This window comes from Streptacidiphilus monticola (assembly GCF_042658505.1).
Lineage (GTDB): Bacteria > Actinomycetota > Actinomycetes > Streptomycetales > Streptomycetaceae > Streptacidiphilus > Streptacidiphilus monticola.
Map to the genome: position 1 here is coordinate 24,485 of NZ_JBHSQJ010000040.1, position 12,377 is coordinate 36,861.

Below are 12,377 nucleotides of genomic sequence, written 5' to 3' on the forward strand. Positions count from 1 at the left end.
CCCTCGTCGCCCGGCTGCCGGGTCCTCGGCCGCGGCGAAGCCGTCCAGGCCGCCGGCGGCCTTCCTGGGGGCGGGCGGGGCGCGTCGGTCCGGCGGGCGGGGCGGCCCGGCGGGGCGGGCCGGCGGGTCGGAGTCGCCCGGGGCGCCGGTAACGCCAACTCCCTTGTGGGAGCGCTCCCATGAGGGGCAGGATGCCTCCCATGACCTCGATCGCCGACCCGACGCGCCGCGCCCTCGTTCGCCCCTACCGGCCCGAGGACCGGGACGCGCTGTTCGACATCTGCGTGCGCACCGCCGAGAACGGCGGGGACTCACGGGACCTGTATCCGGACCACGAGCTGCTGCCCAACATCTTCGCCGCGCCGTACGCGGAGCTGGAGCCCGACCTGGCCTTCGTGGTCGACGACGGGACCCGGGCCGTGGGCTACGTCGTCGGGACGGCGGACACCGCGGAGTTCGTGCGCCGCTTCCGCGAGGAATGGCTGCCCCGGCTGGCCGACCGCTACCCCGCTCCGGCCTGGATGAACGACCCCGGGCGTGCGCCCCGGACGCCGACCGAGGTGATGCTGCGTCTGATGCACACGCCGGAGCGGATGCTGCTGCCCGAACTGGCCGACTACCCGGCACATCTCCACATCGACCTGCTGCCCAGCCACCAGCGCGCGGGCTACGGACGGGAGTTGATGCAGGCGCTGTTCAGCGCGCTGGTGGGGAAGGGCGTGCCCCGGGTCCACCTCGGCATGGTCACCGCCAACACCCCGGCCCGCGCCTTCTACGACCGCCTCGGCTTCCACGTCATCCCGGTGCCCGACCCCGGCCCGCTCACCTACCTGGGCCGGGCGACCGTGTAGGCCGGCGCGGTTGGGGCGCGCCCGGCTGGGTACACGGTGCCGTTGGCGGGAGCGGGCGCGAAGGCGGGGGTGTGGACATGGAGTACCGACAGGACGGCTGGAAGCCGGATCCGGGCGGATGGCGCAGCACGGCGGAGGCGTTCCCCGGGCCGTTCGCGGTGGTGGCCGAGCCGGGGTTCACGGCCGAGTCGGCGTTCGTCGTCGAGGCCGGGGTGGAGAGTTCGGACCACGAGCCCTGGGCCATCACCCTGCGCTACGCCGACGCCGCGAAGCGGCGGCTCTACGCGGTGCGGACGGTCCGCTCGCCGGACGGGATGGCGTCGCGCGTCCGGGACGTGGAGGAACTGCCGTCCCACCTGGCCCAGTTCGACTGGGTGGGCGGCAGCGATCGGGCGCCGACCGAGGCGGAACTGGACGCGTGGATGGACGCGGTCGCGGCGCTCGAACGCCGGGCTGCGCGGCTGACGCCCACTCAGGTGTCGCTGCTCGTGGACGGCGTGCCCGTACCGGGCCGTCGCCTCGCCCTGGACGGCCTGGCCGGCGTCGAACTGCCCGACTGGCACGGCCAGCAGGTGTTCGTCGTCGGCCAGGAGACCGCCCTGGACGGGATAGCCCTGCGCACCGGCTCGGTGGCGGAGGACCTGCGGGTGACCTTCCCGCGGAACTGAGTGCCCGGTCAGGCCAGGTGCTTGCCGAGGAAGGCGAGCACCCGGGGATAGGCGTCCAGCCGGTTCTTCCGCTTGGCCAGGCCGTGGCCCTCGTCGGGGTAGACCAGCAGCTCGCAGGGGACGCCGTTGGCGGAGACGGCCGCGGCGACCTGCTCGGCCTCGGACAGCGGGACGCGCGGGTCGTTGCGGCCGTGGATGACGAACAGCGGTGCGCGGATCGCGTCCACCCGGGTCAGCGGGGATGCCTCGACCAGGGAGTCCCGGTCGTGCTCCAGGGTGCCGTACTCCCGCTCGCGGACCGCCCGCCGGTAGGCGGACGTGTTCTCCAGGAAGGTCACCAGCGAGGAGAGCCCGACGACGTCCACCCCGGCCGCCCACAGGTCCGGTTGGAAGGCGAGGCCCGCCAGGACCATGTACCCGCCGTAGGAGCCCCCGTACAGTGCCGCCCGTTCCGGGTCGACGCCGATCGAGGGCAGCCAGGCATGGAGGGCCGCCAGGTCGGCGACGGAGTCGAGCCGAAGGCGCTTGTCGTCCAGCGAGTACCAGCGCTTGCCGTAGCCGCGCGAGCCGCGGACGTTGGGCACGACCACGGTGTGCCCCGCCGCGGCGAATGCCTGCACCAGGACGTTGAAGCCGCGCACGGCCTGGCCCTCCGGGCCGCCGTGGACCACCAGCACCGCGCTCGCCGCGAGGGCGGGGTCGGCCGGGGCGGGGCTGCGGTAGACGAAGCAGGGGATCTGCTCCCCGTCCGGCGTCGGCACCCGGTGGGCCACGGGCCGGGCGACAGGCGCATCGGCCGACGCACCGCCGGAGGAGGCGACGACGGTGACCGTGCCCTCGGCAGCGTCCACCCGCAGCACGTCGCCCGGGTGGGCGGCGTCGGCGTAGGAGAGGACGACGTAGCGGGAGTCCGCCGACCAGGCCGGCTTCGGCTGCGGGTGGAAGGCGGCCCAGCCGTCCTGGTGGGCGTCACCGGGCAGGACGAGGGCGTGGTGCAGGGCTCCTGACGCGGCGTCATGCAGGCTGAGCCGGGCCTGGCCGTCGTCGTTGGCCATGACCAGCAGCAGGCGGCCGTCCGGGGAGGGCCAGCCGACCAGGTCCCGCGTGTCGTCGGTGAGCAGCCACGACCAGGCTTCCGTGTCCGGTTTGAAACGGGCGAGGCCGGTGAACTCGCGGCCCCGGCAGGTGGTGACGAGGAGGGCCGCGCCGTCCGGGCCGAGCCAGGCCGGGGAGTGGTACTGGGCGGGCTCGTCGGGATCGGTGACGAGCCGGGGCTCGCCGCCGTCCACGACGAGGTAGAGCTCGTCCGTCATGGCCAGTCGATGGGACGCGGCGATGGTGACCGCCCGGCGCCCGTCCGGCGCGAGGGCGAACTCCTCGACCGTGCCTCCGGCGCCGTGGACCACCGTCTCCGCACCGGTTGCGAGGTCCCGCGCGACGATGTCGAAGTCCACGCCGTTGCGGCGGTTGGTGCGGTAGACGATCCGCCCGGGCGCGACGTCGACCAGCCCGTGGATGAACCGGGGGTCGTGCACCAGCGGCTCCAACTCCCGACTCTCGCCGTCGAGTCGGAGCAGGGACAGCTGAGCGCGCTCATTCCCGCTGTCGTCGTGCTGGACGACGACGGCCCGCTCGCCCGCCAGGTAGCGACCGCTGCACCTGCTCGGCAGCGCGGTCAGCGGGGTGGCCCCGCCGTCCGGCGCTATCTCCACCAGCTGCATCGAACCCGACTCGTCCGAGCCGGCCAGCACCCTCCCCTCCCCGTCCACGTCGAAGGCCACCCAGGCGGGCAGCCGCAGGAGCTTGTCGATGACCGGATTCCCACTCCCCATAGCCATGTTCGGACCCTAACGACTCCCCCTGACAGCGGACCAGACCCGAGGCCGTATCCTCTCCGCCCGTGCCTTCACCACTGCCGACGTCCCTGCTGCTCAGCGCCCTGACGGCAGCCGTGCTGACGGGCTGCGCCGCTTCCGCCCGCTCCGCCGCGCCCGCGTCCCCGTCCGCGTCCCCGTCCGCCGCCGTCTGCACGGGGGCGCGCTACCACTTCGGCAGGCCGGCGACGGCACGGACCCTGCTCTCCGTCTCGTCCGCCCACGCGCTCGCCGCCGGACAGCCGATGACCGACGACGAACGGCGGGTGCGGTTCGTCCACGCCACCGCCGTCTCCACCGCGGGCGAGGCCGACGCCGCGACCGCCTACCGCGCCTACGCGGTGCGGGCCGCGGCAGCGGGCACCTGGCTCGGCGGCTACAACCAGTACCTGCCGGTGCGCCCGGCCGGCACCATGACCCCGACCGTCGCCGGCCGCTACCTGCTGGCCTCCGTGGCCAGTGTGGACACCGTCACCTTCACCCGCAGCTGCATTCACGGCTCCCCTGCCACCGGCACCGTCACCGCCTGGCACGCCGACCCGGACGGCAACGTGCTCCGCTGCGGCTACACCCACGGCCTGACCCCTCCCCTGCTCGAGGCCGAGCACCTCGCCTGCGGCGAGGACGACGTGTGACGGACCGTCAGGCGTCCACCGCCTGTGCGCTCATCCGGGCGGAGTGGTCGAGCCAGGCCACGGTCCGGCCGACGACGCGCTGCAGTTCGTCGGCGGGGGAGCGCTGGAGCAGCCGCACGGCGATCTGCTCCAGGCCGAACACGCGGTACCAGGAGATGGCCCGGGCGAAGGTCTCCGGAATCGTGGCGGCACGAAGGGCGGCCCACCCGAACCAGGCCAGGCAGGCGGCGTCCAGGGCCTGGTCGAACGGCTGCGCGAAGTCCCAGTCGAGGACGCCGGCCAAGGAGCCGTCCGGATGCCAGTGCAGGTTCGCGCCCGCCAGATCGCCGTGGACCAGTGAGGGCGGGACCGGAGGCAGGTCCAGTACCGCCTCGATCCGGGCCCGCGCCTCCGCCTGCCGTTCGCGCGGGAGAAGCGGGACGACGCCGTCCAGCATGAGCGTGGGCCACTGCGCGCCTCCGGCGAAGGCGTGCGGTTCCGCCAGCACGTCCGCCAGGTCTCGGACGTCCACCTCGGCGAGGGCGCGCAGCACCCCGGCCAGCCGGTCGGGGTCGCCCGAGCCCTTGGCCGCGGGGGCACCGGGCAGTCGGCTGAGCGCGACGCCGGTCAGCCCGTCGACCACGGCCACCTCTCCGAGCGGCTCAGGCACCGCGAAGGGCAGTCCGGCCCGGGCGAGCCGACGCAACAGCTCGGTGCGGCGCGGCAGTTCGGCGGCGGCCTGCGCGGTGCGGGCGATGCGCACCACGGCGCGGTCGGGGAGGAGCACGACCCGGTGGAACTGGCCGCCCTCCTCGACCCGGGCACGGGAGAGATCGGTGCCGGGGAGCAGCGTTTCGACCAGGGCACGAACGGAGTTGTCCACAGCTGGGGATTATTGCGGGGCGGTTGTCGGGGGGCGTGGCTAGGGTCGGGGCCATGAGCAAGGAGAAGGCCGAGAGCTGGATCGAGTTGCTGCCGGAGACGCGGCGGGCACTGCTGCGCCGGATCGCGGTGGCGCAGGCGGAGGGGCGGGTGCCGGGCCTGGTGGCCGGCGTGCTGCGGGAGGGGGAGCTGGTGTGGCAGGGCGCGCGGAGCTGCGTGCCGGGCCACGAGCCGGACGCGGACGTGCAGTTCCGGATCGGGTCGATCACCAAGACCTTCGTCGCCGTTCTGGTGCTGCGGCTGCGGGACGAGGGGCTGCTCACGCTCGCGGACCCGGTCGGGTCCCATCTGCCCGGGCTGCCGGAGGAGGTCGCGGGGGTGTCGGTGGCCCAGCTGCTCTGCCACAGCTCCGGGCTGAGCAACGAGCCGAGCGGCCCGTGGTGGGAGCGGACCGAGGGCGCGCTCCGGCCCGAGCTGGCGGACCTGTGGCGGGACGGGTCAGCGGAGCGGCATCCCGCAGGGCGGGTGTTCCACTACTCCAACCTCGGCTACGGCCTGCTGGGCGCACTGGTCGAGCGGCTGCGCGACGGCGAGCACTGGTTCGCGGTGCTGCGCCGCGAGGTGCTGGAGCCGCTGGGCATGGCCCGGACGACGCTGCTGGCCGAGGCCCCGCACGCGGGCGGCTGGGCGGTGCACCCGTGGGCGGACGTGCTGCTGCCCGAGCCGTCCGGCAACGACACGGGGCGGATGGCCCCCGCCGGACAGCTGTGGTCCACGCTCGCCGATCTCGCCCGCTGGGCGCGGTTCCTGACGGATGGTGACGAGAAGGTCCTCTCCCGGGCGACCCTCGCCGAGATGCGGGTCCACCACTCCGGGACGGGCGCCGCCGACTGGGACAGCTACGGCCTCGGCCTGCAGCGGGCGCGCACCCCCGCGGGGGTGGAGCTGGTCGGACACACGGGCTCGATGCCGGGCTTCCTGGCCGCGCTGTGGACGGCGCGGGCGGAGGGTCTGGCGGCGGTGGTGCTGGCCAACACCACGGCCGGGCTCCCGGGCGGCATCGGGAAGCTGGCGGCGGACCTGGTGTCCATCGTCGACGAACGCGAGCCCCGGATCCCGGAGCCGTGGCGGCCCATTCCGGAAGCCGAACTGGACCGGGAGCTGCTGGAGTTGACCGGACCCTGGTTCTGGGGGCCGACGGGATACACGCTGCGGCTGCGCCCCGGCCGGGTGCTGGAGCTCGTGCCGATGAGCAACACGGCCACCCGCGAGGCCCGGCTGCTGCCGAACCCGGACGGCCGCACCTGGCGCGTCGAGGCGGACAGCTACTGGCACGGCGAGACGCTGCGCGTGGTGCGCACGGAGGCCGGGGTTCATCTGGACCTCGGCACCTTCGTGCTGACCCGGGAGCCCTACCCCGCCGTCGGTCCCACCCCCGGCGGCGTGGATCCCGAAGGCTGGCGCGGGCTCTGACGATCAGTCGGCCCGTCCGGTCGCGGCCACCGTCACGCCGAGGCCGATCATCGCCAGGCCGCCTGCGCCGCCCACGGCGCGCAGGCGGCGCGGTGAGCGCGCGAACCAGCCGCGTGCCGCCGAGGAGGCCAAGCCCCAGGCGGAGTCGCAGCAGAGCGCGATGCCGTTGAACAGGGCGCCCAGGAGCAGCAGTTGCAGCGGAACGTGGCCGGCCTCCCGGTCCACGAACTGCGGCAGCACCGCCGCGAAGAAGACCATCGTCTTGGGGTTGGTCACGCCGACGACGAAGCCCTCGGCCAGCGTGCGCAGATCGCCGCGCGCCGGGGGCGCGGCCGCGCCGAACGCCTGCTGCAGCGAGCGGCGGTGCCGGAACGCCTTGACGCCGAGGTACACGAGGTAGGCGGCGCCGGCGAGCTTCAGCGTGAGGAAGGCCACGGCGGAGCGCTCCACCACCGGCCCCAGCCCCACGGCGACCGCCCCGGCCAGGACGCAGGCGCCGGAGGTGTTGCCGAGGACGCTGAGCAGCGCGGTGCGCCGCCCGTGGGCGAGGGCCCGGCCGAGCACGAAGAGCACGCTGGGCCCGGGGATCAGGATGATCACGGTGGCCATGGCCACGAACGCGAGAAGACGGTCCATCGGGGGCATGCCTGATGCTAGGCACGCCCCCGATCCCAGCTCCAGCGGTTTACCGCCCGGTCGGCGCGAGTCGGCGTCGGGACGGGGGCAGGCTAGTCGTATGGGGTGGCTCGCCTCGCCCGACGACTGGCTGGCCCGGCTGCTGGTGCAGCGCGGGGTGGCCGCCGTGTACCTGGTGGGCTTCCTCGCCGCCGCCCGCCAGGGCCGGGCGCTGCTGGGGACGCACGGGCTGACGCCGATCCCGGAGTTCACCCGCTTCGTGCGCTGGCAGCGCGCCCCCAGCCTCTTCTTCCTGCACTGGTCGGACCGCTTCTTCCAGGCCGTGGCCTGGTCCGGCGCCGTCGTCTCCGCCGCGCTGATGGCCGGGGCGGCGGACGCCGTGCCGCTGGCGGCAACCGTCCCGCTGTGGCTGCTGCCGTGGGCGCTCTACCTGTCCATCGTCAACGTCGGTCAGACCTGGTACGGCTTCGGCTGGGAGTCGCTGCTGCTGGAGGCCGGGTTCCTCACCGCGTTCCTCGGCAACGGGGACACCGGGCCGCCGATCCTGGTCCTCTACCTGCTGCGCTGGCTCCTGTTCCGGGTGGAGTTCGGCGCCGGGCTGATCAAGATGCGCGGCGACAGCTGCTGGCGCGACCTGACCTGCCTGCGCTACCACCACGAGACACAGCCCATGCCCGGCCCGCTCAGCTGGTGGTTCCACCGGCTGCCGGATCCGCTGCACCGGGTCGAGACGGCGGCCAACCACGTGACCCAACTCCTGGTCCCCCCGCTGCTGTTCTTCCCGCAGCCGGTGGCCACGGCAGCGGCGGCCGCCGTGATCGTCACCCAGCTCTGGCTGGTGCTCTCCGGCAACTTCGCCTGGCTCAACTGGCTGACCATCGTGCTCGCCTGCGCGGCGCTGCGTTTCGGCGGGCCCCGCCACTACCCGGCGGCGCCGCTCTGGTTCGAGGTGCTGACGCTCGTCCTCACCGCCGTGGTCGCCGTGCTCAGCTGGTGGCCGGCGCGGAACCTGCTGTCGCACCGTCAGGCGATGAACCGCTCCTTCAACCCGTTGCACCTGGTCAACACCTACGGCGCCTTCGGCAGCATCAGCCGGCTCCGGCACGAGGTGGTGCTCCAGGGCACCACGGCGGAGCGGGTGACCCCGGAGACGGAGTGGCGGGAGTACGGCTTCCCCGGCAAGCCGGGTGACCCGCTGCGGCGGCCGCGCCAGTTCGCGCCCTACCACCTGCGGCTGGACTGGCTGCTCTGGTTCGCCGCGCTGAACCGCGGCTACGCCAGGCCCTGGCTGCAGCGCTACGCGCAGAAGCTGCTGGAGGGCGACCGGGACGCGCTGCGGCTGCTGGCCCGGCGCGGCGGCAACCCCTTCCCGGACGGGCCGCCCCGCCACGTCCGGGCGCTGATCTACCGCTACCGCTTCACCGATCCGGCCACCCACCGGGCCACCGGGGCCTGGTGGGACCGCGAACTCCTCGGCATCTACCTGCCGCCGCTGTCGCGCTCCCGGTGACCGCGTGGCGGGCCGTCCCGCGCGGATCGGACTGGTATGACTGTTTTGTGACGGTTGGTCGGACGGTCGGGGAGACCGTACGCGGAGCCCTCCGCCTGCTGGGCGAACTGCTGGTGGCGGCGGGGCTGATGCTGGGCCTCTTCGCGGCCTGGCTCCACTGGGGCACCAGCCCGCAGCCCACCGCGGAGCAGCGGGCGGTCAACGAGCAGATCCTCCGCGCCTGGCAGGCCCGGCCGACCCCCGCCGCTTCGGGATCCGGGTCCGACGCGGCCCGGTCCGCTCAGGTGCCCGGCGGCGCCCTCGCCCTCGTGCGCATCCCCGCCCTGGGCGGCGACTGGCAGTACCCGGTCTATCCGGGCGTCTCCGCCGGGGAGTTGGCGAAGGGCCTGGGCCACTACCCGCACACGGCCGCCCCCGGCGCCGTGGGCAACTTCGCGGTGGCCGGGCACCGTTCGTCCGACACCGGCTTCGAGCCGCTGGCCGACCTGCCCGACGACATCAGGCCGGGCGACGCCATCGTGGTGGACACCCCGGGGCAGGAGTACGTCTACACGGTCGACGCCACCGAGCGGACCCGCCCTGGCGACGTCGCCGTCCTCGACCCGGACCAGGGCCGCCGGGCCGACCCGGCGCGGCGGCTGCTGACGGTGACCACCTGTACCCCGCGCTACGGGTCCTCCGGCCGCTTCGTCGTCTTCGCCCACCTCAGGTCCTCCTCGGCACGGAAGGCGGGCGCGTGATCACCTCCTGGCTCTACCGGACGCTCCCCGGCCCTGCGTGGCTGCGCCTGGCCGTCCTGCTCACCGCGGCGGCGCTGCTGGCCTGGGTGCTGTGGGAGTGGGGGTTCGCCTGGGCCATGCGCGAGTGGGGCGCGCCGCTGGAGGGCGACCCGGTCATCGGCGGCTGAGCAACCGTCAGGGACCCTAACTGGTAAGACTCTTGACAGTTCCAGTGGTCCATACCAATCATTGACGGCGTTCGCTCACCGATCCCACTCCACCCCCACGACAGGAGTGCTCATGCGATCGTTCCTTCGGCATGCCCTGACCGCGCTCGCGGTCGGCGCGGGCGTGCTCACGGCCGGCGCGCCGGCCGCGCACGCCGCCAACACCCCCCTGCCCGCCCATGTGTTCGCGCCCTACTTCGAGGCCTGGAACGGCCAGAGCGCGGCCACCCTGTCCAGCCAGTCCGGCGCCAAGCACCTGACCCTGGCCTTCATCCAGGCCGCCACCAAGGGCTCGTGCACCGCTTACTGGAACGGCGACAGCAGCACGCCGCTCACCTCGGCGAACTTCGGCAGCGACATCTCCGCGCTGCAGGCCGCCGGCGGCGACGCCATCCCGTCCTTCGGCGGCTACACCGCCGACAACACCGGCACCGAGATCGCGGACAGCTGCACGAACGTCAACTCCATCGCGGCGGCGTACGAGAGCGTCGTCACCAGCTACGGCGTCACCCGGATCGACCTCGACACCGAGGACAACTCGCTGACCAACAGCGCCGGCATCGACCGCCGCAACAAGGCCATCGCCCAGGTGGAGTCCTGGGCCGCGGCCAACGGGAAGACGGTCCAGTTCTCCTACACGCTGCCGACCACCACCTCGGGCCTGGCCTCCTCCGGCCTGGCGGTGCTGCAGAACGCGGTCGCCAACAACGCCCGGGTCGACGTCGTCAACCTGATGACCTTCGACTACTACGACGGCGCCACCCACCACATGGCCACCGACGCGGAGAACGCGGCGACCGGCCTCTACAACCAGCTGCACACGCTCTACCCGTCCAAGACCGCCGCGCAGCTCTGGGGCATGATCGGGATCACCCTGATGCCCGGCATCGACGACTACGGCGCGGCGGAGACCACCACCGTGGCCGACGCCCAGGCCGTGGAGAGCTGGGCCGCCGGCAAGGGCCTGGCCGAGCTGTCCTTCTGGGCCCTGCAGCGCGACAACGGCGGCTGCCCCGGGACGGCGGGCTCCGACTCCTGCTCCGGCATCAGCCAGGGCACCTGGGACTTCAGCCACGCCTTGGAGCCCTTCACGACCGGCGGCAGCGGCACCCCGAGCAACGACTTCTCGCTCGGCCTCAGCCCCGCGTCCGCGTCCGTCGCCCAGGGCGGCAGCGCCACGGCGACCGTCTCCACGGCCGTCACCTCGGGCAGCGCGCAGTCCGTCGCCCTCAGCGCGAGCGGCGCGCCGAGCGGGGTCACCCTCTCCTTCAGCCCCGCGTCGGTGACGGCAGGCGGCTCCGCCACGCTGACCGCGACCGCCTCCTCGAGCGCGGCGGCGGGCAGCTACCCGATCACGGTCACCGGCACGGCGGCCTCCGGCAGCCACAGCGCGACCTACACGCTCACCGTCACCGGGACGGGCGGCGGCGGCTCCTCGTCGCTGGCCAACGGCGGCCTGGAGTCCGGCAGCCTGAGCCCGTGGACCTGCCAGTCCGGCGGAGGGGTCGTCAGTTCGCCCGTGCACAGCGGGAGTTACGCCCTGAAGGCCGCGCCGACATCCGCCCAGACCGGGGAGTGCGACCAGACGCTGACGCTGCAGCCCAACCACAGCTACACCCTGACCGGGTGGGTCCAGGGCCAGTACGCCTACATCGGCGTCAGCGGCGGCGCGACGGCCTCGACCTGGGCCTCCGGCACGGCCTGGACCAAGCTGACGGTCCCCTTCACCACCGGCGCCAACGGCACCGTCACCGTCTACCTCCACGGCTGGTACGCCCAGGGCGACGTCTACGGCGACGACTTCACCGTGAGCTAGCCCCACCCCGTCAGGGGCGCGAGGATCCCCCACCCTTCGGGCGGGAGGTGCCCCCAGCGCGAGCAACCACCACCCAGGGAGGTTCGACCCCGTGTGCGGGACGGACCTCCCTGGGTGGTGTGTACTCGCGCGGTTTCTCCCGCCCCTGACGGGGCCCTCGCCCCTTACCGGGCCAGCACGGGCACCTGAAGGCGGATCATTCCCGCGATGCCGAACTGCAGCATCACCGGCACGTCCTCGCCCGCCTTCAGCGTCGCCGTCGTGGGCAGCGTCGCCGACGGGGCGTTCGCCGTGCCGAAGGCGACCTTCGCCGCGGGGGCGATGCGGACCCCCGCAGGGGACAGGCCGGTGTCGGCGGTGGCTCCGCCGTGCAGCGTGGCCTGCGTTCCGTCGACGCTCGCCAGAGCGAGATGCTCGGTCACCGGTCCCTCGTTGTCGACCGTGAGGTCGAGCCGCGGCCCGGAGGGGCCCAGCCGGACGGCCACCTGGGTCAGCCGCAGATCGACGTTCCGGCCCCGGACCGACAGGTCCGTGCCGTCCGCGCTGGTCCGGACGGAGGACGTGACCGCGCCGGGCGCCGCGCGCTCGACGCTGTTGCCGGCGCAGCCTGCCACGACGGAGAGCGTGGCCAGGACCAGGGCGGGGAGCAGTACACGGCGCATGCCGTCCATTATCCGGGCGACCCCGTCCGCTCCTCTGGGAGGGTGACCTTTGGGGGTGTCGGCCCTCCGAACGGCGCAGCATCGCTGAGAGTGGTGGGGCGATTGCGGTCAGTATCGAGCTGACCGATCCGCTTCAAGCAAGGAGCAAGCATGCGGAAGATCCAGCGGTTCGCAGCCGTTCTGGCCCTGGCCGGCGGCCTGGCCGTCACCGGTGCCGGGGTCGCCTCGGCCGACGCCACCGCCACCGGTGTCGCGGCCAACTCCCCCGGTGTGCTGTCCGGCAACCTGATCCAGGTTCCGATCCACATCCCGGTGAACGTCTGCGGTAACTCGATCAACGTGATCGGCCTGCTGAACCCCGCCTTCGGCAACACCTGCATCAACAAGTGACACATCGTCAAGACGCGACAGAGGCTGGTCGCCGCGGTACCGCGGCGACCAGCCT

13 protein-coding genes are annotated in these 12,377 nt (G+C 73.6%); 9 read left to right on the top strand and 4 right to left on the bottom strand.

Features of this window, described 5'->3' with window-relative positions; all coding sequences use genetic code 11:
- The first annotated feature begins 200 nt into the window (after positions 1-200).
- Complete coding sequence (locus ACFP3V_RS11070) at positions 201-851, top strand: GNAT family N-acetyltransferase (protein ID WP_380582507.1); 651 nt, start codon at positions 201-203, stop codon at positions 849-851.
- A gap of 77 nt (positions 852-928) precedes the next feature.
- On the top strand, positions 929-1,519 hold the full coding sequence (locus ACFP3V_RS11075) for a hypothetical protein (protein WP_380582509.1): 591 nt from the start codon (positions 929-931) through the stop codon (positions 1,517-1,519).
- A gap of 8 nt (positions 1,520-1,527) precedes the next feature.
- Here the strand turns inward: ACFP3V_RS11075 and ACFP3V_RS11080 are convergent, their stop codons facing one another.
- Positions 1,528-3,357: a S9 family peptidase gene (locus tag ACFP3V_RS11080; protein ID WP_380582511.1), complete on the bottom strand. Its 1,830-nt coding sequence runs from the start codon at positions 3,355-3,357 to the stop codon at positions 1,528-1,530.
- A gap of 62 nt (positions 3,358-3,419) precedes the next feature.
- On the opposite strand from ACFP3V_RS11080, the gene ACFP3V_RS11085 reads away from it, so the two are divergent.
- Positions 3,420-4,028: a hypothetical protein gene (locus ACFP3V_RS11085; RefSeq protein ID WP_380582513.1), complete on the top strand. Its 609-nt coding sequence runs from the start codon at positions 3,420-3,422 to the stop codon at positions 4,026-4,028.
- Between the two features lie 7 nt (positions 4,029-4,035).
- Here ACFP3V_RS11085 and ACFP3V_RS11090 read toward each other — a convergent pair whose 3' ends face one another.
- Positions 4,036-4,890: a phosphotransferase family protein gene (locus tag ACFP3V_RS11090; protein WP_380582515.1), complete on the bottom strand. Its 855-nt coding sequence runs from the start codon at positions 4,888-4,890 to the stop codon at positions 4,036-4,038.
- Positions 4,891-4,943: 53 nt separating this feature from the next.
- On the opposite strand from ACFP3V_RS11090, the gene ACFP3V_RS11095 reads away from it, so the two are divergent.
- Positions 4,944-6,362: a serine hydrolase domain-containing protein gene (locus ACFP3V_RS11095; protein ID WP_380582517.1), complete on the top strand. Its 1,419-nt coding sequence runs from the start codon at positions 4,944-4,946 to the stop codon at positions 6,360-6,362.
- A gap of 3 nt (positions 6,363-6,365) precedes the next feature.
- Here ACFP3V_RS11095 and ACFP3V_RS11100 read toward each other — a convergent pair whose 3' ends face one another.
- Positions 6,366-7,007: a LysE family translocator gene (locus tag ACFP3V_RS11100; protein ID WP_380582519.1), complete on the bottom strand. Its 642-nt coding sequence runs from the start codon at positions 7,005-7,007 to the stop codon at positions 6,366-6,368.
- Between the two features lie 91 nt (positions 7,008-7,098).
- Here ACFP3V_RS11100 and ACFP3V_RS11105 point away from each other — a divergent pair, with 91 nt between their 5' ends.
- The 4 genes from ACFP3V_RS11105 to ACFP3V_RS11120 all read left to right on the top strand — a co-directional run bounded on the left by ACFP3V_RS11105 (position 7,099) and on the right by ACFP3V_RS11120 (position 11,270).
- The gene (locus tag ACFP3V_RS11105) at positions 7,099-8,508 is read left to right on the top strand and encodes a lipase maturation factor family protein (protein ID WP_380582521.1); all 1,410 of its coding nucleotides are present in this window, start codon (positions 7,099-7,101) and stop codon (positions 8,506-8,508) included.
- 47 nt (positions 8,509-8,555) lie between these two features.
- Positions 8,556-9,248: a class E sortase gene (locus ACFP3V_RS11110; protein ID WP_380582523.1), complete on the top strand. Its 693-nt coding sequence runs from the start codon at positions 8,556-8,558 to the stop codon at positions 9,246-9,248.
- The gene (locus ACFP3V_RS11115) at positions 9,245-9,415 is read left to right on the top strand and encodes a hypothetical protein (protein ID WP_380582527.1); all 171 of its coding nucleotides are present in this window, start codon (positions 9,245-9,247) and stop codon (positions 9,413-9,415) included. The genes ACFP3V_RS11110 and ACFP3V_RS11115 overlap by 4 nt, the downstream gene beginning before the upstream one ends.
- 112 nt (positions 9,416-9,527) lie before the next feature.
- Positions 9,528-11,270, top strand: a complete 1,743-nt coding sequence (locus tag ACFP3V_RS11120) for a carbohydrate binding domain-containing protein (RefSeq protein WP_380582529.1) — start codon at positions 9,528-9,530, stop codon at positions 11,268-11,270.
- A gap of 164 nt (positions 11,271-11,434) precedes the next feature.
- Here the strand turns inward: ACFP3V_RS11120 and ACFP3V_RS11125 are convergent, their stop codons facing one another.
- Positions 11,435-11,932 (bottom strand): copper chaperone PCu(A)C domain-containing protein, encoded by a 498-nt coding sequence (locus ACFP3V_RS11125; RefSeq protein WP_380582531.1) that lies wholly within the window; start codon positions 11,930-11,932, stop codon positions 11,435-11,437.
- 150 nt (positions 11,933-12,082) lie between these two features.
- Between ACFP3V_RS11125 and ACFP3V_RS11130 the strand changes: the two genes are divergently transcribed.
- On the top strand, positions 12,083-12,322 hold the full coding sequence (locus tag ACFP3V_RS11130) for a chaplin (RefSeq protein WP_380582533.1): 240 nt from the start codon (positions 12,083-12,085) through the stop codon (positions 12,320-12,322).
- Positions 12,323-12,377 lie beyond the last annotated feature (55 nt).